The sequence below is a fragment of the Mycolicibacterium pulveris genome (assembly GCF_010725725.1).
Taxonomy (GTDB): Bacteria; Actinomycetota; Actinomycetes; order Mycobacteriales; family Mycobacteriaceae; genus Mycobacterium; species Mycobacterium pulveris.
In genome coordinates this window covers 3,617,952-3,639,648 of the sequence record NZ_AP022599.1, presented here as the reverse complement: position 1 = coordinate 3,639,648, position 21,697 = coordinate 3,617,952, and the positions used below count along the sequence as shown (strand labels likewise).

Annotated in this window: 25 protein-coding genes; 16 read left to right on the top strand and 9 right to left on the bottom strand. The window is 67.7% G+C overall.

Translation table 11 applies throughout. From position 1 onward, the window contains the following. Positions 1-338: 338 nt before the first annotated feature. Positions 339-1,430, top strand: coding sequence for a hypothetical protein (locus tag G6N28_RS17665; protein ID WP_163902466.1), 1,092 nt, complete (start codon positions 339-341; stop codon positions 1,428-1,430). A 500-nt stretch (positions 1,431-1,930) separates the two neighbouring features. Further along, on the top strand, positions 1,931-3,226 hold the full coding sequence (locus G6N28_RS17660; RefSeq protein WP_163902464.1) for a hypothetical protein: 1,296 nt from the start codon (positions 1,931-1,933) through the stop codon (positions 3,224-3,226). A gap of 76 nt (positions 3,227-3,302) precedes the next feature. On the opposite strand, the gene G6N28_RS17655 is transcribed toward G6N28_RS17660, so the two are convergent. Beyond that, positions 3,303-5,192, bottom strand: coding sequence for an ABC transporter family substrate-binding protein (locus G6N28_RS17655; protein WP_163902462.1), 1,890 nt, complete (start codon positions 5,190-5,192; stop codon positions 3,303-3,305). 109 nt (positions 5,193-5,301) lie between these two features. Between G6N28_RS17655 and G6N28_RS17650 the strand changes: the two genes are divergently transcribed. Next, positions 5,302-5,958, top strand: a complete 657-nt coding sequence (locus G6N28_RS17650) for a GntR family transcriptional regulator (protein ID WP_163902459.1) — start codon at positions 5,302-5,304, stop codon at positions 5,956-5,958. Positions 5,959-5,961: 3 nt separating this feature from the next. Here the strand turns inward: G6N28_RS17650 and typA are convergent, their stop codons facing one another. After that, complete coding sequence (gene typA / locus G6N28_RS17645; protein WP_179962104.1) at positions 5,962-7,851, bottom strand: translational GTPase TypA; 1,890 nt, start codon at positions 7,849-7,851, stop codon at positions 5,962-5,964. Positions 7,852-7,907: 56 nt separating this feature from the next. Here typA and G6N28_RS26760 point away from each other — a divergent pair, with 56 nt between their 5' ends. Next, positions 7,908-8,075, top strand: a complete 168-nt coding sequence (locus tag G6N28_RS26760) for a hypothetical protein (protein ID WP_170307903.1) — start codon at positions 7,908-7,910, stop codon at positions 8,073-8,075. 15 nt (positions 8,076-8,090) lie between these two features. Here the strand turns inward: G6N28_RS26760 and G6N28_RS17640 are convergent, their stop codons facing one another. After that, entirely contained in the window at positions 8,091-8,477 is a 387-nt protein-coding gene (locus G6N28_RS17640; protein ID WP_163902455.1) for a (deoxy)nucleoside triphosphate pyrophosphohydrolase, read from the bottom strand. A gap of 27 nt (positions 8,478-8,504) precedes the next feature. Here G6N28_RS17640 and G6N28_RS17635 point away from each other — a divergent pair, with 27 nt between their 5' ends. Further along, positions 8,505-8,786, top strand: a complete 282-nt coding sequence (locus tag G6N28_RS17635) for a 4a-hydroxytetrahydrobiopterin dehydratase (RefSeq protein ID WP_163902453.1) — start codon at positions 8,505-8,507, stop codon at positions 8,784-8,786. Here the strand turns inward: G6N28_RS17635 and G6N28_RS17630 are convergent. After that, positions 8,767-9,981, bottom strand: coding sequence for a mannosyltransferase (locus G6N28_RS17630; protein ID WP_163906362.1), 1,215 nt, complete (start codon positions 9,979-9,981; stop codon positions 8,767-8,769). The two genes, G6N28_RS17635 and G6N28_RS17630, sit on opposite strands and share 20 nt — an antisense overlap. 130 nt (positions 9,982-10,111) lie before the next feature. On the opposite strand from G6N28_RS17630, the gene G6N28_RS17625 reads away from it, so the two are divergent. Both G6N28_RS17625 and G6N28_RS17620 read left to right on the top strand, forming a co-directional pair. Then, positions 10,112-10,684: a hypothetical protein gene (locus tag G6N28_RS17625; protein WP_163902451.1), complete on the top strand. Its 573-nt coding sequence runs from the start codon at positions 10,112-10,114 to the stop codon at positions 10,682-10,684. A 59-nt stretch (positions 10,685-10,743) separates the two neighbouring features. Next, positions 10,744-11,727, top strand: a complete 984-nt coding sequence (locus G6N28_RS17620; RefSeq protein WP_163902449.1) for an Rv1157c family protein — start codon at positions 10,744-10,746, stop codon at positions 11,725-11,727. A gap of 81 nt (positions 11,728-11,808) precedes the next feature. Here the strand turns inward: G6N28_RS17620 and G6N28_RS17615 are convergent, their stop codons facing one another. Further along, a complete protein-coding gene (locus G6N28_RS17615; protein WP_163902447.1) occupies positions 11,809-11,955 on the bottom strand; it encodes a DUF1059 domain-containing protein in 147 nt (48 codons plus the stop codon). Between the two features lie 48 nt (positions 11,956-12,003). On the opposite strand from G6N28_RS17615, the gene G6N28_RS17610 reads away from it, so the two are divergent. Both G6N28_RS17610 and G6N28_RS17605 read left to right on the top strand, forming a co-directional pair. Continuing rightward, positions 12,004-12,663, top strand: coding sequence for a nitroreductase family protein (locus G6N28_RS17610; RefSeq protein WP_163902445.1), 660 nt, complete (start codon positions 12,004-12,006; stop codon positions 12,661-12,663). 104 nt (positions 12,664-12,767) lie between these two features. After that, a complete protein-coding gene (locus G6N28_RS17605; protein WP_163902443.1) occupies positions 12,768-13,151 on the top strand; it encodes a recombinase family protein in 384 nt (127 codons plus the stop codon). 43 nt (positions 13,152-13,194) lie between these two features. Here G6N28_RS17605 and G6N28_RS17600 read toward each other — a convergent pair whose 3' ends face one another. Then, entirely contained in the window at positions 13,195-13,779 is a 585-nt protein-coding gene (locus G6N28_RS17600; RefSeq protein ID WP_163902441.1) for an HhH-GPD-type base excision DNA repair protein, read from the bottom strand. A 114-nt stretch (positions 13,780-13,893) separates the two neighbouring features. On the opposite strand from G6N28_RS17600, the gene G6N28_RS17595 reads away from it, so the two are divergent. The 4 genes from G6N28_RS17595 to G6N28_RS17580 are packed head-to-tail and all read left to right on the top strand — an operon-like array spanning position 13,894 to position 18,527. Then, positions 13,894-14,244, top strand: coding sequence for a DUF485 domain-containing protein (locus G6N28_RS17595; RefSeq protein WP_163902438.1), 351 nt, complete (start codon positions 13,894-13,896; stop codon positions 14,242-14,244). Beyond that, a complete protein-coding gene (locus G6N28_RS17590) occupies positions 14,241-15,887 on the top strand; it encodes a monocarboxylic acid transporter (protein ID WP_163902436.1) in 1,647 nt (548 codons plus the stop codon). Before G6N28_RS17595 ends, G6N28_RS17590 begins: the two co-directional genes overlap by 4 nt. A gap of 56 nt (positions 15,888-15,943) precedes the next feature. Beyond that, the gene (locus G6N28_RS17585; protein WP_264072851.1) at positions 15,944-17,146 is read left to right on the top strand and encodes an MFS transporter; all 1,203 of its coding nucleotides are present in this window, start codon (positions 15,944-15,946) and stop codon (positions 17,144-17,146) included. 49 nt (positions 17,147-17,195) lie between these two features. Then, positions 17,196-18,527 (top strand): acyltransferase family protein, encoded by a 1,332-nt coding sequence (locus G6N28_RS17580; protein WP_163902434.1) that lies wholly within the window; start codon positions 17,196-17,198, stop codon positions 18,525-18,527. On the opposite strand, the gene G6N28_RS17575 is transcribed toward G6N28_RS17580, so the two are convergent. Together G6N28_RS17575 and G6N28_RS17570 are read right to left on the bottom strand one after the other, a co-directional pair. Beyond that, positions 18,463-18,633, bottom strand: coding sequence for a DUF5302 domain-containing protein (locus G6N28_RS17575; RefSeq protein ID WP_163902432.1), 171 nt, complete (start codon positions 18,631-18,633; stop codon positions 18,463-18,465). The genes G6N28_RS17580 and G6N28_RS17575 overlap by 65 nt on opposite strands. A 43-nt stretch (positions 18,634-18,676) precedes the next feature. Continuing rightward, entirely contained in the window at positions 18,677-19,120 is a 444-nt protein-coding gene (locus G6N28_RS17570; RefSeq protein WP_163902430.1) for a PPOX class F420-dependent oxidoreductase, read from the bottom strand. A 31-nt stretch (positions 19,121-19,151) separates the two neighbouring features. On the opposite strand from G6N28_RS17570, the gene G6N28_RS17565 reads away from it, so the two are divergent. Both G6N28_RS17565 and G6N28_RS17560 read left to right on the top strand, forming a co-directional pair. Continuing rightward, positions 19,152-19,673, top strand: a complete 522-nt coding sequence (locus G6N28_RS17565; RefSeq protein ID WP_163902428.1) for a DUF1697 domain-containing protein — start codon at positions 19,152-19,154, stop codon at positions 19,671-19,673. Positions 19,674-19,687: 14 nt separating this feature from the next. Further along, a complete protein-coding gene (locus tag G6N28_RS17560) occupies positions 19,688-20,530 on the top strand; it encodes a class I SAM-dependent methyltransferase (RefSeq protein WP_163902426.1) in 843 nt (280 codons plus the stop codon). Positions 20,531-20,534: 4 nt separating this feature from the next. On the opposite strand, the gene G6N28_RS17555 is transcribed toward G6N28_RS17560, so the two are convergent. After that, entirely contained in the window at positions 20,535-20,900 is a 366-nt protein-coding gene (locus G6N28_RS17555; RefSeq protein WP_163902424.1) for an Rv1152 family transcriptional regulator, read from the bottom strand. 37 nt (positions 20,901-20,937) lie between these two features. Here G6N28_RS17555 and G6N28_RS17550 point away from each other — a divergent pair, with 37 nt between their 5' ends. Continuing rightward, positions 20,938-21,651 (top strand): NAD-dependent deacylase, encoded by a 714-nt coding sequence (locus G6N28_RS17550; protein WP_163902422.1) that lies wholly within the window; start codon positions 20,938-20,940, stop codon positions 21,649-21,651. Positions 21,652-21,697 lie beyond the last annotated feature (46 nt).

Sequence of the window (21,697 nt, the reverse complement as noted above, 5' to 3'; positions counted from 1 at the left end):
CGAGGCGCCTGCAGGGCGGGACAGGTCTAGCGCGTGCACGAGGCCAGTTCGTCCGCGCGAAAAGCCATCGCGTTGATTCGTCCCCATCGGCAGCAGACGCCCCGCTTCACTGGCCGGGTCCCCATTCCGGCTTGGCAAGCTTGCCCTGTTCGCTGTCGCCGCGCGCTGCGCATGTGTCACGCCTACAAACCAAGTAACCGGCAGGACATGCGTGAGGGGAGCCAATCAAGCGCCATGACCGGAATCTACACCGGTCGTGGCGGCCTCAAGCGTCGGACATCACGTGCTCTACATGGGAGCGAACGCGCACCATGTGGCTCACTATCGTTTGCCCTCCCGTGGCGCTGATGGCCAACCCGCTCGAGGCCTACGAGCTGCTCTTCACGAACACCGCGGCCAACCTGCAGTCGCTACTTGAAGACTTCGTCGAACCGGGCCTGCTGCCGATTCCGCTGCGAATCTTGCAGAACCAGATCGAAAACCTGCAAGACGCCGGAACAGCCCTGGCTGACTACCTCGATCCCAACGATCCGTTCGGCTTCCCGGCTCAGCTGCAGACCGCGATCGGCGAACTCCAGAACGCCGAGGTCCAAGATGCCTTTGAAACTCTCTCATCAGCGTTCGCAGGCTTTCTGTTCCCCGTTCTTCCGTTGTTCCTCAACCCGATACTAAATCTGGTCGCAGTCGTCGACACCCTCCCGACAATGATCGCACTCAGCGCGCTGCCACTGATCGGGGTGCCCTTCGCTCTCTTCCAGGGGACAGGACAAGCGATCCAAGGCGTAATCGACGCGGCCCAAGCCAACGATCCGGCGGGGGTCTTGGGCGCCCTTGTCGCTGGGCCTGCAGTGATCGCCAACGCAGTTATCAACGGTTACGACCCGACCTTCACGCCCGGACTGTTGGGCAACCTCGGACTGCTTACCGTGCCGGTGACCATCCGAGACACCATTCTCGGCGCGATCGGCGGCCCGCCCGATTTCGACTTCCCGCTGGCAGCACCGGCTGTGCAGGAGGAGGATCCGGCACCGTTGACACAGAGCGCCGGCAGTGAAGATCAAGAAACCGGCGACGTCGAGGAAGTCGCCGCGCAAGAGGGCGCAGCAGGCGATAGCGGTTCGGACGACGTCAGCGCCCTATCGGTCGACCAAGCCGAGGACCTCGACAGTGAGGAACCAGCCGAAGACGCCACTGACGGAACGACAACCGACATCCGTGAGAGCTTGAAAGCGGTGCCGGGCGGCGGCATCAGCGGTACGCCTGAAGATGCCGACTCCACGGACAAGGTGACCTTCGGCGATGTGGCCAATAGAGTGCTTGCCGAAGTCGGCGCCGCTGGCAACGCTAGTAGTGCCGACACGGGTAACGCCGACACCGACACCGAGAACGCCGGCGACGACGGCGGATCCGGTTCGGGTGCAAGCGAATAACCACCCAATCCTGACCACGGTAGGCCTCCTCGCATCGCGAGGAGGCCTACTGCTGGGTGGGTCGCGTTTCCAGCGGGCTTGATCCACACGAACCCGCCTCGTCGGCGGTTGGCGTAGTCACCCCTCCGCGCGATTGCCGATATTGACTGTCCGTGAGCGCGAGGTCGAGAACACCTCCTGCCCGAGCACCGAAGGCTCCACTGACAGCAATTCATTCTTTAGCGCACTACTGCGGGACCCGCTGTTGATTTTCGAAGCGTCGTGCAAATCCAGCAACTCAACGCCAAGAATGAGATTCCTTCCCGCAAGCATCCCTGCGGGTACGCCCGAATTCCAGCGATTGTTTGCCTAAATTGCATGCTGCGGACGGTGTGTCAGGTATTGGCTGGATAAACGAAACTCTAAGAGCCCATTGCACTTTCGATTTACATCTATTTGCTCTACGCTTCTGACTATTCCCGTGAAGCCTCAGTCACCGGCGCTATCAGAAGGAGATGACTATGCAAGTCGCTGTTCGCTCAACCGTCACCACAGGTGTTGCATTAATTAGCGCCGGCGTCATTGCAGTATCGCCGGTAGCGCCGCCCGCAACGGATATTCCTGAGAGTGCAGCAACGGTTTACTCCGCGCCGGTAACCCTGACCGCTACATACGCTGAGCTGCTGGACAACACCCTGGCCAATCTGGGATTCCTCTACAACGACATCTTCGAGGAAGGCATCGCGCCGATTCTGCAGCAGATCGCGGTGAACCAACTCACCATGGTCCAGAATCTCGGCTCAGCGATACACGGCTTGTTCGAGGCGAGCAACCCCATCGGTATCCCGGCTACCTTCGACAGGGCTCTTGAACAACTGGCCGCTGGACAGTTCCAAGAGGCCGCCGAAATATTGTCGACCGGCGTCATCCTGGCCGCGCTGCCGCTGCTACCGCCATTGCAAACGCCGATCAACAATCTGGTGGCCGTCATCAACGTCATCCCGCAAGCAATACCTCTGCTCGGGATCGGTCTGATCAGTCCGCCGCTCGGCCTTTTCCAGGCCACCGCGGAGGCGGTACAGGACGCTGTAAACGCTTTCGCCGCAGGCGACTTCAACGGCGTGGTCAACGCGTTCATCAACGCACCGGCCACCATCCTCGACGGTGTGATCAACGGCTATACCGCCAATGGTTTTCCGGGGTTGATCGGCCCGAACGGCGGCGCCATCGGCGTGATCGTGAGTATTCGCGACAGGATCCTCGACGCGATCACACCGCCCACGGCCGCGGCCGCAACCGAAACCGAGACTGAGGCGACGCCCGAGACGGCGGAGACGGCGGCCATCACGGCGACCGCGACTTCGGCGGCCCGGACGGTGAGCCTCGACGTCACCCCGGCGTCCACGAGCACCGCGGCGTCTGAAGACGCTGTCGCAGTCGAGACTGCCACGGAATCGGGAGCCGGCGGTGATGAGGACGGCGCGTCAACGGCGACCGATGCCAGCGAGGAAGACGTCACGGAAGAGGAAGCAACAGCCGACGAGGCCACCGAGTCCGCCGTCGACGAGGAAGCCGAGACCGATGATTCCGCGGCCACGGAGGAAACCGAGTTGGCAAGCGGCGGAACTGATCTCACCGATGGCAACAAGGTGACTCCGGGCAACACCACCGGTGCGGGTTCCGGCACTCAGAGCGGTGACTCGTCTGCGGACTCCGACGCCGCCGACGACACCGACCCCAGCAGCAGTGGCGCCGACAGCAGCGGCGACTCGAGTGACAGCGGCAGCGACTCGAGGGGTGGTTCCGACAGCGAGTAGCCCGCGGAACCGATCGGCCCCCCTCCCCCGCGGACGGGGGCCGATCTGCGCACACTCGGCGGTCACCTGGCTCGGGCTACTGCGGTGACTTCATCCAGTTGCCGGCGTCGCCCACGATGCCCACCGGCACCGCACCGGACAGGCTGACGTTGCGCACGCTGGGCCCCGCGGCGACGATCGTGGTGTCCTGCAGAATCGGCAACACGGTCGCCATGTTCCACAACCGCGGTTCGACGGCGGTGATCACGTCGCCGATGTCCTCCCCACCGTCGAGCGCCGCGTCGATCTTCGGCTGGATGCTGTGATCGCAGATGCCGGTGATGTTGCTCGGCGCCTGCACCAGCTCACCCGGTTCCGGTTGCGGTTCCGGGCTCGGTGCGGCGGTCGTGGCGGTCGGCGTGGTCGACGGCGGCTCCGGCGGCGGTGCGGTCGTGGCCGGCTCGGTCGGTTCACCCCTGGTGGGCGGTGCCGGGGTTGGGTTCTCGGGGGCCGTCGCCACCGCGGTGGCCTGCAGCGCGCGACAGCCGTAGCGCGACGCCAGCGCGGTCGCGAGATCACCGCCGGCCTGGCGCCATCCGACCACGGCGTCGACGCGGTTGTTGGCCAGCGCCTCGCCGTACAACACGACCGGATCCAGCGCCTGCACCGACGCGGTGATGCCGACATTGCGCAACTGGTCGGCGGCGGTGTTGGCGACCGCCACTGACGTCGGATCGTTGGCCGCCACGCCGAGTACGAGGGTAAGCGGCACGCCGTCTTTGGTGATGTGTCCGCGGCCCTCGTCGGGAGCCGGCGCGCCTGGGGCCGGCGAGGGGGGCTGGCTCGGCTCGAGTTTGTAGCCGGCGTCGAAGAGCAGCTCCAGCGCCGCGTCCCGGCTCATCGCCGGCGGCGCCGTGGGCACATAGCCAGGATCGGACGGCGAGCGGACCTGCGCCTGCGCCAACGTCACCGTGTTGTCGTCACCCGCGCCGACCGAGGCGAGCAGATCGACGTCGAGCAGACCCAGGATCGCCTTGCGCACCTGGGTGTCGGCGAGTGCGGGCTGCTGGGCCCGCAGCGTCAGCTGCATGACCCGAGGGGTGACGATGCGGGCGGTGCGCACGTCGGGGATCGCGGACAGCTGCGCGAACGCGGCGGCCCCGCCGTGCACCTGGGCCACCTGGGTGTCGCCGTTGCGGATCGAGTCGGCCAGCGCAGCGGAGTCGCCGCCGCGGCGGAACAGGATCTGATCCGGTTTGGCGGGCTGAGCCCAGTAGCGATCGTTGCGGGCCAGCAGGATCTCGTCGCGCTGCGGGTCGATGGTCTCGACCCGGAACTGTCCGCCGGTGACGGGCAGCGCCCGCGCCAGTCCCGCCGCGAAACCGCCGGGAATGTCCTTGACGATGTGGGCGGGCAGGATGTCGTTGAACAGCTCGCGCCACGCCGGATACGGCTGGGAGAAGGTCACCACCGCGGTCTTGCCGCCCTCCACCGACTGCACGCCGGTGATCAGGTCATAGCCTGCGGGATCGACCACCCCGGGCTGGCTGACCAACTGCCGCCACAGATACCAGTAGTCGTCGGCGGCGATGGGGGCGTTGTCCGTCCAGGACGCCTCGGGCCGGATCTTGTAGGTGACGGTGAACGGATCCTCGTTGGTCACCTCCGCCGATTCGAGCAGGGTGGTGTCGAGTTCCCATCGCGAGCCCGTCGGGCTCTTCGGGTCCGGGATCGGGCGGAACGAACTGGGCAGCACCAATGAACTGATCGCCGCGTTGACCGGGGACTGGTCGGACAACAGATGAGGGTTGAAACCGGGTCCGATCCAGTCGATGGCCATGATGATCTGGGTCAGCCGAGGTGGTGGCGGGGCCGCCACCTCGGTGGTGTCGGTGCTCTGGGGCGCCGGCGGCGGGCTGACCGTGCACGCCGCTACCGCTGCCACCAGCGCAGATATCGCGACAATGACGCGTACGGGTCCCGGCACGGTGTTCAGGGTATCGGCACGGGGTGCAATCCCGTTTTCGGTGACGTTGGGGACGCAAAGTCGGCCCGAGGGTGAGAAACTTGCTCAGCTACTCCTGGGGGATCGTGAAATGCCGAAGGTTTACGGGGTCAAGGAAAAGGATCAGGTGGTCGATCACATCATCGACATGATCCTCAGCGGTCGGCTGCGCACCGGGGACCGGATCGACCGCACCAAGATCACCAAGGAACTCGGCCTGAGTCGCATCCCGGTGCAGGAAGCCATTCTGCAGCTCGAGCACGACGGCATTTTGTCCACGCGCTATCACCGGGGCGCGTTCGTGGAGCGGTTCGACGAGGCGACCGTCCGCGAACACCACGAGCTGTACGGCATTCTCACCGGCGTCGTCGCTTCGAGGGCGGCGACCAACCCGACCCCGCGGATCCTCGCCCACCTCGACTCCTCACTGCGGGCGTTCCGGGAGGCGGCGGACTCGCTGCAATTCCAACAGGCATGTTGGGATTACCGAAACATCCTCAACGCGGAGTACGCCGGTCCGCGGCTGCAGGCGGCGATTCGCGCGTCACAGAGCTTCGTGCCCAACAGTTTCTGGAAGTACCCCGGCAACCGAACGGACTTCGGACCGGTCTACGAGGAGGAAATCTTGGCGATCCGCCGCGGCGACCCCGACGCCGCCCGATTGGCCTGCGAGAAACGCGCCGAGCTGATGGCGAAGATCATGGTCGACGAGCTGACCGCCACCGGTGTGTTCGACGCCCAGCGCTGACGGCTAGCCCCGGGCTTTGGCGCGGGCCTTGGCGCGCAGTCGCTGAGCGGCGTTCAGCTCGACCTTGCGCACCCGGACCACTTCCGGTGTGACCTCGACACATTCGTCGGGACTACAGAACTCCATCGCCTTCTCGAGATCCAATTGGATTGGCTTGGCGAGGGTTTCGATCACATCCGCGGTCGACGAACGCATGTTCGTCAGCTTCTTCTCCCGAGTGACGTTGATGTCGAGATCCTCTGCGCGCGGGTTGATCCCGACGACCTGGCCTTCATAGGTGTCATCGCCCGGTTCGACAAAGAACTGCCCGCGATCCGACAGCTGGATCAGCGCGAACGGTGTGATCGTCCCGGAGCGGTCACTCACCAGCGAGCCGGTGTGGCGGGCGCGGATCTCACCCGCCCACGGCCGGTAGCCGTCGAACACGGCGTTGGCGATCCCGGTGCCCCGCGTCTCGGTGAGAAAGTCGGTGCGGAACCCGATCAGCCCGCGGCTGGGCACGATGAAGTCCATCCGCACCCATCCCGCGGCGTGGTTGGCCATCTCCTCCATCCGGCCCTTGCGCGCGGCCATCCGCTGGGTGATGGCGCCGACGAACTCCTCGGGGCAGTCGATGGTCAGCGCCTCGAACGGCTCGTGCAGCTTGCCGTCGATCGTCTTGGTGACCACCTGGGGTTTGCCGACCGTGAGCTCGAAGCCTTCCCGGCGCATCTGTTCGACCAGCACGGCCAGCGCCAGCTCGCCACGGCCCTGCACCTCCCAGGCGTCGGGCCTGCCGATGTCGACGACGCGGATCGACACGTTGCCGACCAGTTCCTGATCCAGCCGGTTGCGCACCATCCGGGCGGTGAGTTTGTGCCCGGACACCTTGCCCGCCAACGGCGAGGTGTTGGTGCCGATCGTCACCGAGATGGCCGGCTCGTCGACGGTGATGCGCGGCAGCGCGTGGGCGTGCTCGGGGTCGGCCAGCGTGTCGCCGATCATGATCTCGGGCAGCCCGGCCACCGCGACGATGTCGCCGGCCACGGCCTCATCGGTGGGGCTGCGTTCGACGCCGACGGTGGCGAGCAACTCGGTGATCTTCGCGTTCGTGATGACCGGCGCGCCGTCGACCTGACGCATCCACGCCACGGTCTGGCCCTTGCGCAACCTGCCGTTGTGGATGCGGATCAGCGCAAGGCGACCGAGGAACGCCGACGCGTCGAGGTTGGTGACAAGCGCCTGCAACGGTGCGTCGGGGTCCCCGCTGGGCGGCGGAATGTGTTCCAGCAGAACGTCAAACAGGGGGTCGAGGTTGTCCCCGTCGGGGATCTGGCCGTCGGCCGGCGGCACGGTGCTTGCCACGCCGGCGCGACCGGAGGCGTACAGCGTCGGCAAGCCCAGCGCGTGTTCGGCGGCCTTCTGCGCGTCGTCGTCGAGGTCGGCGGCGACGTCGAGCAGCAGATCGTGGCTGGCGTTGACAACCTCGGTGATGCGCGCGTCGGGCCGATCGGTCTTGTTGACCACGAGGATGACCGGCAGGTGCGCGCTGAGCGCTTTGCGCAGCACGAACCGCGTCTGCGGCAGCGGCCCCTCGGACGCGTCGACCAGCAGCACCACGCCGTCGACCATGGCCAGCCCGCGCTCGACCTCGCCGCCGAAGTCGGCGTGCCCCGGGGTGTCGATGACGTTGATGACCGTCACCGTGCCGTCGGCGTGGTGGCGGTGCACGGCGGTGTTCTTGGCCAGGATCGTGATGCCTTTTTCCCGCTCCAGGTCGCCGGAATCCATGATGCGCTCGGTGGAGTCGTCGCCCCGATGCGTCAATGCCCCCGACTGCCGCAGCATCGCGTCGACCAGTGTCGTCTTGCCGTGGTCGACGTGTGCCACGATGGCGACGTTCCGAAAATTCACGTCAGACATTGTCCCAGCGCAAACCGCCCATCGCGAAAACGAGAGAGCCAGCTCACTTGAAGGCCAGCAAGATCGCCGCCCTCAAACCGAAGAAGAAGTGCTGCGACAGCAACCCGCGATGCAAGCGCTGCCCTGTGGTGGTCGCGAAGGTGCGCAAGGCCGAGCGGCACGGCGTCCGGGGTAAGGACCTGGTCAAGGTGTTCAAGCGGGCACGGCGCCGGTGACTCAGCGGGGCGCCCTCAGCCCAATGCTTCCCGGAGTTCCGCCAGCCACGTCCGGTCGGCCGGCACCCACGCCAGCTCGTCGAGCTCGTCGGCGCCGATCCAGCGCAATGCGCGATGGTCGTTGGGATGCAGGGTGCCGCCGGTCTGCGTGACGCGGTAGGCCCGCAACGTCGTCGTCGCATTGAGCGCGACATCGGCGCCGAGGCGCGCGCCCACCGACACTTCGACGCCGAGCTCCTCGTGCAGTTCGCGTGCCAGCGCCGTCTCGTCGGTCTCGCCGAGGGCGACCTTGCCGCCGGGCAGCTCCCACAGCCCGGCCAGCTCGGGCGGCCGGGCGCGCTGGGCGACCAGCAGCGAGGCACCGGAGATCAGCGCACCGGCGACGACGATCTGGTTTCGCATCGCTGGTGACGGTATACGGTCGAAACCATGGCTGTGTTAACGGACGAACAAGTGGACGCCGCACTGCCCGACCTTCCCGGCTGGGAACGAGCCGACGGTGCCCTACGTCGCTCGATCAAATTCCCCGCATTCCTCGACGGCATCGACGCGGTACGGCGCGTCGCCGGGAAGGCCGAGGAGAAGGATCATCACCCCGATATCGATATCCGTTGGCGGACAGTGACGTTCGCGTTGGTCACGCATTCCGAGGGCGGCATCACCGACAAGGACGTCGAGATGGCCCGCGAGATCAACGCGATCGTCGGCTAGCGGCGATCCACCCAAGAGTCGCCAGCGTCGCGACGATGTACACCAGCCCTGCCCAGGCCAGGTACCACGGGCGGGGGATGTCCCAGATGGTCGGCTGGGCGAAGCTCAGCAGCCAAGGCACTCCGATCAAGGTCAGCACCAGCCATCCCCAGCCCAGGATCCGCGCGCCCAGCCGGTCTGCCAACGGGCCGTGCAGCAGCCAGATCATCAGCGGAATCAACCACACCCAGTGGTGGGTCCACGAGATCGGCGACAGCAGCAGACCGAACAGTTGCACGACGAGGATCGCACCCAACCGGTCGGTGGCGCCGCCGATCGCGCGCCACGCGAAGATCGCCAACACCGCCGTCACCGCGGTCGCGATCAGGACCGCGGGCCCGAATCCCGCGTCGTGGCCGACGATTCGCGAAATGCCGCCACGCCAGGACTGGTTGAACGACGTCGCGATCGGGCCGACACGATCGGCGTCGCCGAGCAGCTCGGTGAAGTAGTACCGCGTCGGTTCGCCGATCACCAGCGCCGAAACCCCCACGGTGGCAAAGAAGACGAGGGCCGAGAACACCGCGGCACCCCAGCGTCGCGCGCCGAGGAAGTACAGCCCGGAGATCGCCGGCGTCAGCTTCATCCCCGCCGCCAGGCCCACCAGCAGCCCCGACAGCCACCATCGCGTGCTGTAGACCGCGTACAGCACCGCCAGCACCAGCAGCACGTTGATCTGTCCGTAGTCGAAGGTGCTGCGCAGCGGTTCGGTCCAGATGCCGACGGCCGTCCAGAGCATTGCGACGCGCCGGTCACCGGATCCCAACAGCCGCTGGCTGATTCGCACCACGCCGTACAGCGCGGCGATGGTCCCGAGCTGCCACGCGAACGCGATGACCCCGAACGGCACCAGATGCAGCGGGTAGAACACCACCGCGGCGAACGGCGGATAGGTGAACGGCAGCGGAAAGTCGGGCGTCTGCTCGGCGTAGACGTAGTCGTAAAGCCCACCGGGGCCGTCCAGCGTTCCAGCGCCCCCGACGTACACGTGCAGGTCGACGAAGTTGGCGCCGTTGGGCACCAGGTAGGTCCACGCCAGCCGCGCGGCGATGCTGAGCAGAAGCACGACCGGCGCCGCGGCGGCCAGTCGGGCTGCGATGCGCGACGCGGTCGGTGGTGGAGCGCTTTTTATGTCGATCCGTCCGACTTTATCCAGCGTCGATCGGTGGTCACCAAAACCCTTCGCAACCGTAACGGTTGAATAAACGCCCCACGTGTCACACAAGCCTCAGTAGTAACAGGCCTAGCTTCGGGCGGAGGCGTGCCCACAACGGATTGGATAAACCATGCACAAGATCGCAAAACTGTTCGCGACCTCGACGATCGCTGCTGCCGGGGCGGCTTCTGCGGCGCTCGCGCTGAGCGCCACCGCCGGAGCCCAGCCGGCGGCGCCCGCGCCCGCGCCCAGCGTGCCGGGCCTGCCGTTCATTCAGCAACTCGCCACCAATCCGGGTGCCGCGTCGCAGATCATGCAGGGCGTCACGTCCCTGCTCGGCAGCGCGCAGGCTCCTTCCGCGACGGCGACCGCACCGACAGCCACCACGCCGTCGGCGACCGCGTCGGTCACCTTGCCGCAGCCGCCGTCGAACCTGCCCGGCATGCCGGCGGCGCCCACCGCGGTCCCGCCGACGGCCACGGCGCTGCCGCCGCAGGATCTGCTGACCACCATCCCGACCAGCCTGGCGTCGCTGCTGCCCGAGGGGACACCGTTGGTGGGTCTGCTGCCTGCTCCTGGTTCCACCGCGGCACCGGCGACCGCGCCGGTGGCTCCGGCGCCGGCCGCTCTGGCACCCGCGGCGGCCCCTGCCCCTGGCGCGAGCCTTCCGCCGGTGTTCACCCCGCTCTCGGCGCTGCCCTGACGGAGCGGCGGCGACGGTAGCCCACGACCGGACCACGACCACCACAGCTTGGGGGAACCATGTCATCTAGGACGATGTTCGTTACCGTCGCCGCCGCGCTCGGCTCATCGGCCACGTTGCTGTTCGGCAGCGTGACCGGTGTGGCCAACGCCCAACCCGCGCCACCGCAACCGATCGACGGGCTGCAAGCCCCCGGGTTGTCGGCGGTGCAGAATATCGGCCCGGCCATTCAGCAGGCCGCCGCCGATCCGACCAATGCCGCGTCGACGTTGATGGCCGCCGCGGCGGTGTTCGCGGGTGACGCCGTGGTCCCGGCTGATTCACGGAAGGTCGCGACGGCGGTCAACGAGTTCGTCGCGCACGTTCCGGCTCCCGGCGCGGTGCCGGGTACCCAGGCGCATCTGCCCGCCGGCGTCAACCCCGCACACGCGGTCGGGCCGGTCCCGGACGCGGCCGAGCTGGCCGCTCCCGCCCCGGCGCCCGAAGCCGCGCCCGCGCCTGAGCCCGCGCCTGCGCCGGAAGCCGCGCCCGCGCCTGAGGGGGCGGTTACGCCCGCCCCGGCACCGGCCCCCGCCGATGCTCCCCCGCCGGCGGCTGCCCCCGCAGCCGCGTCGACGCCGGCGTTCGGCCCGGATGCGCCGCCGACGCAGGACTTCCTGTATCCGTCGATCAGCAACGGCTGCCTGAAGGACGGCGGAAACGTGCTCGCCACCGCGATCTCGGTGGCCGGGCCCGCCGCGATTCCGACCCCCGGTCCGGGGCCGGGCCAGACCGCTTACGTGTTCACCGCGGTCGGCACCCCGGGCCCCGCGGCCAAGCAGGAACTGCCGCTCAATGTCACCTGGGTGAATCTGTCGACGGGCAAGTCCGGCACCGCGACGCTCACGCCGCGTCCCGACATCAACCCCGAGGGGCCGACCACGCTGACCGCGATCGTCGACACCGGCTCGGGCAGCATCCTGTCGACGATCTTCGGGCAGGTCACCACCACCGAGAAGCAGTGTCAGTTCATGCCGACGATCGGCTCCACGGTGGTGCCGTGACTTTTTCGCCGAAATAGCATTCCGGGTCGCGTCCGGGCCCCTTACGCAGCCCGGAATGCTATTTCGCGGACAAAGGGTGGGTCAGTAGGCCATGAAGAGGATGGCGTCGCGGTCGTATTCCAGACCGGGGTGCTTCTCGGCGAGATGCGCCTGCGCCTGCTCGACCAGATCGTCTTCGTCCTTGCCGGTGATCGCTTCGCCGCACGGGCAGTTCAGATGCGTCTTCATATGATCACTTTGGCACAGGCCCGTGCAGCCGACGTATAGATGTAGGCCATGGACCTCTATAACGTCATGCGTTCCACATTCGCCGTCCGCGAGTTCACCGGCGATCCGCTGCCCGACCACGTCCTGATCCGCATCCTCGACAACGCGCGGTTCGCGCCGAGTGGCGGCAACCGGCAGGGCAACCGCGTCATCGCTGTCCGCGACCGCCAGACTCGCGAATCGCTGATCGAATGCACGATTCCGGGGACCAAGCGCTACATCGCCCAACTGCGCAACGGGGAGAGCCCGTGGAACCCGTTGCAGCCGACCGGTGTTGACGAGAAGACCATCGCCGCTGTCGAGGTGCCCAATAAATCCCCGCTGCGCGGGGCCGACGTCGTGCTGGTCGTCTGCGTCGACCTCGGCGTGGTCGCGGCGTTCGACCAGCATCTCGACCGCGTCGGCCTGATCGCGGGCGCATCGGTGTATCCGTTCGTCTGGAACATCCTGCTGGCGGCCCGCAACGAGGGCTACGGCGGCGTGCTCACCACCGCCGCGGTGGCCGAGGAACCACGCATCCGGGAACTGCTCAACATCCCCGACCACTACGCCGTCGCCGCGTTGTTGCCCCTCGGCAAGCCGACCCGGCAACTCACCAAGCTCAGCCGCAAGCCCGTATCCGAGATCGCCACCAAGGAGCGGTTCGACGGTGAGCCGCTGGGCCGCTAGACCGCGTCCCGCAGGTCGACGTTGGGTCACAGTTCGGCCGCCGACCCGACTCGATGGGCGCAACCCCTTTGCCAGCCGATGGCGATCGTGAGACCTTAAGGTTCGTGACCTGCATGCTGGGCTACGCCACAGCAAGCGCCGTCGGGCAGAACCTCGAAGGTCAGCTCACGGCGCTCACCGACGCGGGCGTCGATCCCCGGCGGGTGTTCACCGACACCGTGTCCGATTCGGCCGACCGCATCCGCGCGGGTCTGCACGCCATGCTGAGCTACGCCCGCACCGGTGACACGGTCATCGTCGTCGCGCTGGATCGGCTCGGCCGCACCACCGCCGAGGTGACCCGCACGATCGCCCACCTCACCGAGCGGGGAATCCGGTTGCGGACCCTCAAGGAGGGGTTGGACACCGGCACCACGACCGGGCGTGTGGTCGCCAGCATCATCACGACGCTGGCCGAGCTGGACTCCGAGACTGCGCACAGATCGTGAAATCGCGGTAGATCGCGATCTGTCCGCAGTGTCGGCGCAAGACCTACTTGGCGGCCTGCTTTTTCGCCGCGGCCTTGGCCTGTTTCTTGGCCGAGCGCACCTTCTCCAGCGAGCCCGCGTCGACCACGTCGGCGATCGACAGGTACGACCCGGCCTTGCCGTAATCACCGGCCGCCTTGCGCCAGCCCTCGGGCGTCACCCCGTACTGCTTGCCCAGCAGCGCCAGAAAGATCTTCGCCTTCTGCTCGCCGAAGCCCGGCAGGTTCTTCAGCCGGCTCAGCACCTCGGCGCCGTCGGGGTCACCGGCCGTCCACAGCGCGGCCGCGTCCCCGTCGTAGCGGTCGACGACGAGCTGCGCCAGGGCCTGGATCCGCTTGGCCATCGACCCTGGAAAACGGTGGATGGCAGGGGTTTTCGAACACAGCGCGGCGAACTTCTCAGGGTCGTACTCGGCGATCGCGCGTGGATCGAGCTCGCCGCCCATGCGGTCGGCGATCTTCTTCGGACCGGCGAACGCCGCCTCCATCGGGTACTGCTGATCCAGCAACATGCCGACCAGCAGCGCGAACGCGTTGGACTCCAGCAGCGCGTCAGCCGCCGGATCTTGAACTAGCTGCAGTTTCGCCACGCCGCCAGTCTAGATGCGAAGTTTGAGCCGCAGGCCACGCGGGAACGCGGCGGATGTGACGCACGTCTCATAGGCTGGCGCACGCACAGTTGCACCCCGAGGTCAGGAGCCGCCTTGTCCGAGACCCACCATTCGTCCGGAGTGACCCAGATCAGCGGCCAGGATTACGTGGCCGTACAGGCCAGCCCCGAGTTCGCCGACTTACGAAGTAGGCTGCGCCGCTTCGTTTTTCCGATGAGCGCGGTGTTCCTCATCTGGTACGCCGCCTACGTGCTGCTTGGCGCGTTCGCCCATGACTTCATGGCGGTCAAGGTGTGGGGCGACATCAACGTCGGCCTGCTGATCGGGCTGGGCCAGTTCGTGTCCACGTTCGTCATCACCTGGATCTACGTCCGGTTCGCCAACCGGGATCTCGATCCGCGCGCCGAGGCCATCGCCGCCCGACTCGAAGGCAACACCGCATGAGCGCCGACGTCGTCGCGCAAAACTCCACCGTCGGCAACCCCGTCACCAACATCGGCATCTTCGCGCTGTTCGTCGTCGTCACGCTCTACATCGTGATCAGGGCCAGCAAGCGCAACGCCACCGCCACGGAGTTCTTCACCGCCGGCCGCGCGTTCACCGGCCCGCAGAACGGCATCGCGATCTCCGGTGACTACCTGTCGGCGGCCAGCTTCCTCGGCATCGCCGGCGCCATCGCGGTCTACGGCTACGACGGCTTCCTGTACTCCATCGGGTTCTTGGTCGCCTGGCTGGTCGCACTGCTGCTGGTGGCCGAATTACTGCGCAACGCAGGCAAATTCACGATGGCTGACGTGCTCAGCTTCCGGCTCCGGCAACGCCCCGTGCGCATGGCCGCGGCCACCACCACCCTGGCCGTGTGCCTGTTCTATCTGCTGGCGCAGATGGCAGGCGCCGGCGGGTTGGTCGCACTGCTGCTCGACGTGTCCAGCGACCTGGGCCAGGCTGTGGTGATCGCGGTCGTCGGCGTGCTGATGATCCTCTACGTGCTCATCGGCGGCATGAAGGGCACCACGTGGGTGCAGATCATCAAGGCCGTCCTGCTGATCGGCGGCGCCGCGTTGATGACGGTCATGGTGCTGACCAAGTTCGGGGTGAACTTCTCCCAGATCCTCGGCGCCGCCCAGTCGGCGGTGTCGGCGTCCGGAAACGAGGCCGTCGCCAGCCGCGACGTGCTCGCCCCCGGTGCGCAATACGGCGCGTCGCTGACGTCGCAGATCAACTTCATCTCGTTGGCGCTGGCACTGGTGCTCGGCACCGCCGGGCTGCCGCACGTGTTGATGCGCTTCTACACCGTGCCGTCCGCCAAAGAGGCGCGCCGCTCGGTGGTGTGGGCGATCTGGCTGATCGGCGCCTTCTATCTGTTCACGTTGGCGCTGGGTTACGGCGCGGCGGCGCTCGTCGGGCCCGACGTCATCCTGGCCGCCCCCGGCGCGCAGAACTCAGCGGCCCCGCTGCTGGCGTTCGAGCTGGGCGGGGTGCTGCTGCTCGGCATCATCTCGGCGGTCGCGTTCGCCACGATCCTGGCGGTGGTCGCAGGGCTGACCATCACCGCGGCGACGTCGTTCGCCCACGACATCTACGCCAACGTGCTGCGCCGCGCCCACGACAAGGACGAGGTGTCGGAGAGCGAGCAGGTCCGGGTCTCGCGGATCACGGTGGTGGTGCTCGGCGTGCTGGCGATCGGCCTCGGTGTCCTGGCGGCCGAACAGAACATCGCGTTCCTGGTGGCGCTGGCGTTCGCGATCGCCGCCGCGGCCAACCTGCCGACGATCCTGTACTCGCTGTACTGGCCGCGGTTCAACACCCGCGGAGCGCTGTGGAGCATGTACGGCGGGCTGATCTCGACCATCGTGCTGATCGTGTTCTCCCCCGCGGTGTCGGGGGCGAAGACGGCGATGCTGTCCAGCGTCGACTTCGCGTGGTTCCCGTTGGCCAACCCGGGCATCGTGTCGATTCCGCTCGCGTTCGCGCTCGGCATCGTCGGCACGTTGACATCGCCGGACCGGGGCGACCCGGAGATCAACGCCGGGTTCGAGGTTCGTGCGCTGACCGGTGTGGGGGCCGAGAAGGCGGTGAGCCACTAATCGGCGCCGTCGACAGGGCCGGAATACCGCCTCGCCGCGCCAAGTTGCACCACGGCGTGCCCAGAAACCGGTTCGCCTTCCCGCTGCTGGCCTACGCCTTCGCGGCGATCATGCTCGGCACCACGATGCCGACGCCCATGTATGCGTTGTACGCCGAGCAGCTGAATTTCGGGGTGCTGACCACCACCGTCATCTACGCGATGTACGCCGGCGGGGTGCTGTTCGCACTGCTGGGGTTCGGCCGCTGGTCCGACGCCATCGGGCGACGGCCGATCCTGCTCGCCGGCGTGGTGGCCGCGGTGCTGAGCGCCGCGGTGTTCCTGACCGCGGACTCGGTGGCCGTGCTGTCGGTCGGCCGGGTGTTGTCGGGGCTGTCGGCGGGGCTGTTCACCGGCACCGCGACCGCGGCGGTGATCGAGGCGGCACCACCGCGCTGGCGCACCCGGGCGGCCGCGGTCGCGACCATCGCCAACATCGGCGGCCTCGGTGCCGGGCCGCTGGTCGCCGGCCTGCTGGTGCAGTACGCGCCGCAACCGCTGCGGCTGAGCTTCGCGGTGCACATCGTGCTCGCGCTGCTGGCAGGTGCCGCCGTGCTGATCGCGCCAGAAACCTCCGAGCGCACCGGCCGCGTCGGCGTCCAGCGGTTGTCGGTGCCCGCCGAGGTGCGCGCGGTGTTCGTCATCGCAGCGATCGCCGGCTTCGCGGGCTTCGCGGTGACCGGGCTGTTCATGGCGGTGGCGCCGTCCTTCGTCGCCGACGTCGCCGGTATCGACAATTCCGCCGTCGCCGGACTGGTCGCCAGCTCGATCTTCATCGCCTCAGCGGTGACCCAGGTCGCCGTCGGCGCCATGGAGCCGCAACGTGCGGTCGCGATCGGCTGCGCGATCCTGATCGCGGGCATGGTCATTTTGGCTGTGGCGCTGGCGATTTCGTCGTTCCTCGGCCTGATCGGCGCCGGGCTGGTGTCCGGGGTCGGGCACGGGATCGCGTTCAGCCGCGGTCTCGCCGCGATCGCCGAACGCACCCCGGCGGATCGTCGCGCCGAGGTGAACTCGACCTACTTCGTCATCGGCTACGTGGCGATCTCGGTGCCGGTGGTCGGCGAAGGGTTGGCCGCCGAGACCTGGGGATTGCGCACCGCGGGTGTGACTTTCGCGGTCGTGGTCGCGGTGCTGTCGATCATCTGCCTGGTCGCGATCCTGGTGCGAGAAGCCAGAGAAGCGCGGGAGGCTCGGGACGACCGCACCGCCGCGATTTGAGTGCTTCTACTCATGTGCGACGCCGGCGTCGGCGCCGACGATCGGTGGCATGGCGATGTTCCCGAGCCCTGCCGACGTCGAGGCGGGCACCCCGGCCACCCGTGACCGTGCCATCGACGTCATCCGCATCGTGTCGTTGCTGGGTGTGGTGGTCGGCCACACCGTGATGGCCACCAGCACCCTGCGCGACGACGTGTTCATCTGGAGTAACCTGCTCACCGCATCGCCGGTCTTTCAGGCGCTCACGTGGGTGTTCCAGATCATGCCGCTGTTCTTCTTCGCCGGCGTGGCGGCCTGCGTCGACTCCTGGCGCCCCGGCAGCAGTTGGGGCAACTGGCTGCTGCGCCGCTGCACCCGCCTCTACCGCCCGGTGTTCTACTACCTCGGCTTCTGGGCCGTCGCGCTGAGCGCGCTGCGCTTCGTGCTGCCCGAGCACGTGTACCGGCCGATCGCCGGGGTCTCGATCCAGCTGCTGTGGTTCCTGGGCGCCTACGTGCTGGTGCTCGCCGCGGTGCCGGTACTGGCCCGCATCACCACCACGGCCCGGTTGGCGGGCGCCGTCTTCGGCACCTACGCGGTGGTGGCCGTCGTCGACGCGGTCCGGATCCACGTCGACGGCTGGGCCGCGCTGGGCTACCTCAACCTGCTCGTCTGGCTAGTCCCGGGCATGCTCGCGGTGGCCTATCGGCGCGCCTTGCTGACCGCACCCGCTGCCGTGAAGCTCGCGGCGGGGATGCTGGCGGTGAACCTGGCCCTGCTGGTGCTCGGGCCGTACGAGGTGAGCCTGGTCGGCATCGACACCCAGCAGCTCAAAAACATGACTCCGCCGTCGCTGCTGCTGGCCGGGCACGCGATCATGATGTGCGCGTTGGCAATTGCCGCCGCGCCGACGATTTCCCGGTGGGCGCGACGGCCGCGGGTGTGGTGGCTGGCCGCGATCGGCAACAGCGGCGCGATGACGCTGTACCTGTGGCACATGCCTGCGCTGCTGATGATGCACCTGGCCTTCGCCTACCTCGGCCACCCACGTTTCGATCCCACCGCGCCCGGCTTCGTCGTGCTGTCGGTGCTGCAGGTGCTGATCATGGCCGGGGTGATCGCGCTGCTGTTCGTCACGTTGCGCCCGTTGGAGACCGACCCGCTGCCGCTGTGGGACGGCGGATACGTCGAGGGGCCCGGTTGGCGCAGCGCCGCGGTCGGTGCGCTGCTCTGCCTCGCCGGGGCTGCGACGCTGGCCTCGGTCGGGTGGGGCCTGAAGGATGCGGGCCTGCTCTGTGTGGCGGTGATGCTGGCTGCGCTTGTGGCGGCGCGAGCGTTCAGCCGCTCTTGCGCCGAAACTCCCGACGATGCTCGACCGGGCCGTGCGCCCGCGGCTGTTTAGCGCCGCCGTCTGTGTGCGCACCGCCGACAGCGGCGTTGGCCTTCTTGCGCTCCAGCGCTTCCCGGAACTTACGTTTGGTGTCGTCTTCGCGCGCCGACTCAGCCATGACTGGCAGCCTACGCGCCGACCGGACCGTCGTCGCCTACTTTTTATCGCATGCCGGGCGGCATGCCGTAGAGGTGTGAGATCGGCAGCGTCATCATCACGCGCCGGTCGTCGACCATGGCGCGGCGATAGTCGTCCCAGTCCGGATGCTCACCGGCGATGTTGCGGTACAACGCGATCAGCGCCTCGACGGTGTCGTCGTCGGGCGCGGCGGCAGGCGAGGTGAGCACCGCGTCGCCCTCGGCCACGGCATACGCCCAGCCGTCGTCGGAGCTGACGTGAAGGGACGCCCGCGGGTCGCGGCGCAGGTTGCGCGTCTTGGCCCGCGGTTCGGTGATCGACACCTGGATCGTCAGCTCCCGCGGGTCGAAGTAGTAGGTCACGTTCGACAACTGCGGTCGCCCGTCGCGCTTGATCGTGGCCAGCACCCCCATCGAGTTCCCGCCGATCAGCGCCAGCAGCTTGTCGTCGAACACATGACGTCCCATGGGTCGAGCCTACGGGCTTTACGATCGAATCGTGACCCGCTACGCCGCCTTCCTGCGCGGGGTGAACGTGGGTGGCGTCAACCTCAAGATGGCCGACGTCGCCGAAGCGCTCGAGGTGGCCGGATTCACCGATGTGCGAACGATTTTGGCCAGCGGCAACGTGCTGTTGGACAGTTCCGCCGACGTGGCCGCGGTCCGCCGGCGCGCCGAGAAGGCGTTGCGCGACCGGTTCGGATACGACGCCTGGGTGCTGGCCTATGACCTGGACACGGTCCGGGCGATCTCCGACGCCTACCCGTTCGAGCGCGAGGTCGAAGGACACCACTCCTACGTCACGTTCGTCACCGACCCGCAGGTGCTCGACGAACTGGCCCGGCTGGCCGACGACGCCGGCGACCTCGAGAGAATCCAGCGCGGCGACGGCGTCATCTACTGGCAGGTGGCCCGAACCGCCACCGTCGGCTCGGTCATGGGCAAGACGATGAGCAAGAAGCGCTACAAGTCCTCGACGACCACCCGCAACCTGCGCACCGTCGAGAAGGTCCTGCGGTAGGTAGATTCGGACAGGTGAGCTCAACACCCTCCGCGAAGGCCGACGGCACCGTGCTGACCGGCGTGTCCGAGACCGCGCTGATGACGCTGCAGGTCCGCGCCACCGAGGCGCGCAGGTCCGACGCCATCCTCGACGACCCGATGGCCATCCAGTTGATGGACTCCATCGACTTCGACTTCGCCAAGTTCGGCACCCCGCGTCGGCAGGACATGGCGGTGCGGTCGCTGGCCTTCGACCGGCACACCCGCCGCTACCTGCAAGATCACCCGAAGGCCACGGTGGTGGCGTTGGCCGAGGGTCTGCAGACCAGCTTCTACCGGCTCGACGCCGCCGATGTCGGACATGAGTTTCGTTGGCTCACAGTGGATCTGCCGCCGATGATCGAGCTGCGCCGCAAACTGCTTCCCGCCTCCGAGCGGGTGCAGATGGCGGCTCAGTCGGCGTTGGACTTCAGCTGGATGGACCGCGTGGACACCGAGCACGGGGTGTTCGTCACCGCCGAGGGTCTGCTGATGTACCTGCAACCCGAGGAGGCACTCGGGTTGATCGGCGAGTGCGCCACGCGGTTTCCGGGCGGGCAGATGATGTTCGACCTGCCACCGGCCTGGTTCGCGTCCGGCATCACCCGTGGCCTGCTGCGGCCGTCGCTGCGCTACCGGGTGCCGCCCATGCCGTTCAGCCTGACGCCGTCGCAGGCGGCGGGCCTGGTGCACGACATCCCCGGCATCCGTGCCGTGCACGACGTGCCGATCCCGCCCGGTCGCGGCAGGGTGTTCAACGCGCTGGTGTGGGCAGCGCAGCGGATCCCGGTGTTCGACCCGGTGCGGCCGGTGTTCACGCTGCTGGAGTTCGGCTGACCGCTCAGCCGAACGCGGCTTCGACGTAGCGCAGGGCCTCGGCTTTGTCGACACCCAAGGCCTTGGCCGTCGACACGTAACTGTGCGCCGCGGCGGCCATCGCCTCATCGGAGGGATCGACCCGCGCCACATAGGTGCCGAACCGCCCGCGGGTCTCCAGGATGCCGCTGGCCTCCAGCTCGCGGTAAGCCCGCGCCACGGTGTTGACGGCCAACCCGAGCTGACCGGCGAGCTCGCGCACCGTCGGCAGCCGGGTGCCCGGGGGCAGCCTGCCGTCGCGGATCCCCTCGATGATCTGGGTTCTCAGCTGGTCGAACAGGGCGCCGGAGCCGCGGTGCTCGATGCGCACCCACTCCGCCAACCCCGCCACATGCTTCAGTATTGCCCAAACCGGCTACTTTGGACATGTGCAGGTAACGGTTCTCAGTGGTGCGGGCGTCTCGGCGGAGAGCGGGGTGCCCACGTTCAGGGATGCCGAGACGGGGCTGTGGGCCAAGGTCGACCCGTATGAGATCTCCAGCTCCGAGGGCTGGCGCGCGCATCCGGAGAAGGTGTGGGCGTGGTACCTGTGGCGCCACTACATGATGGGCTCGGTGCAGCCCAACAGCGGCCACCTGGCCGTCGCCGCCTGGCAGGATTACGCCGACGTGCACGTCGTCACCCAGAACGTGGACAACCTGCACGAACGCGCCGGCAGCACCAAGGTCTACCACCTGCACGGTAGCTTGTTCGAATTCCGTTGCGACGCTTGCCATTCAGCCTTCGAGGGGGATCTGCCGGAGATGCCCGAACCGGTGGAGGCCGTCGACCCGCCGGTGTGCCCGTGCGGCGGGCTGATCCGGCCCAACGTGGTGTGGTTCGGAGAGGCGCTCCCCGACGAGGCGTGGCAACGCTCGGTGGAGGCGGTCAGCGCCGCCGATCTGGTGGTCGTCGTCGGTACGTCATCGATCGTCTATCCCGCAGCGGGGCTGTCCGAGATGGCGCTGGCCCGCGGCGTCGCGGTCATCGAGGTCAACCCGGAGCGCACCCCGCTGTCGGACGCCGCGACGGTGTCGCTGCGCGAAACCGCCGTCGAAGCGCTGCCGAACCTGCTGCAGCGGCTGCCGGCCCTCCTGAACTAGGGACTTCGGCGCGCTTTGTCACGCTGACCGTGACGAACTACGCCCA

Bases quoted from the DNA above. Each gene is read 5' to 3' on its own strand.
- G6N28_RS17615 (WP_163902447.1), bottom strand. From the start codon at position 11,955: ATGAAGACGCATCTGAACTGCCCGTGCGGCGAAGCGATCACCGGCAAG.
- G6N28_RS17590 (WP_163902436.1), top strand. From the start codon at position 14,241: ATGAGCGCCGACGTCGTCGCGCAAAACTCCACCGTCGGCAACCCCGTC.
- G6N28_RS17660 (WP_163902464.1), top strand. From the start codon at position 1,931: ATGCAAGTCGCTGTTCGCTCAACCGTCACCACAGGTGTTGCATTAATT.
- G6N28_RS17580 (WP_163902434.1), top strand. From the start codon at position 17,196: ATGGCGATGTTCCCGAGCCCTGCCGACGTCGAGGCGGGCACCCCGGCC.
- G6N28_RS17625 (WP_163902451.1), top strand. From the start codon at position 10,112: ATGCACAAGATCGCAAAACTGTTCGCGACCTCGACGATCGCTGCTGCC.
- G6N28_RS17650 (WP_163902459.1), top strand. From the start codon at position 5,302: ATGCCGAAGGTTTACGGGGTCAAGGAAAAGGATCAGGTGGTCGATCAC.
- G6N28_RS17610 (WP_163902445.1), top strand. From the start codon at position 12,004: ATGGACCTCTATAACGTCATGCGTTCCACATTCGCCGTCCGCGAGTTC.
- G6N28_RS17640 (WP_163902455.1), bottom strand. From the start codon at position 8,477: ATGCGAAACCAGATCGTCGTCGCCGGTGCGCTGATCTCCGGTGCCTCG.
- G6N28_RS17575 (WP_163902432.1), bottom strand. From the start codon at position 18,633: ATGGCTGAGTCGGCGCGCGAAGACGACACCAAACGTAAGTTCCGGGAA.
- G6N28_RS17570 (WP_163902430.1), bottom strand. From the start codon at position 19,120: ATGGGACGTCATGTGTTCGACGACAAGCTGCTGGCGCTGATCGGCGGG.
- G6N28_RS17635 (WP_163902453.1), top strand. From the start codon at position 8,505: ATGGCTGTGTTAACGGACGAACAAGTGGACGCCGCACTGCCCGACCTT.
- G6N28_RS17620 (WP_163902449.1), top strand. From the start codon at position 10,744: ATGTCATCTAGGACGATGTTCGTTACCGTCGCCGCCGCGCTCGGCTCA.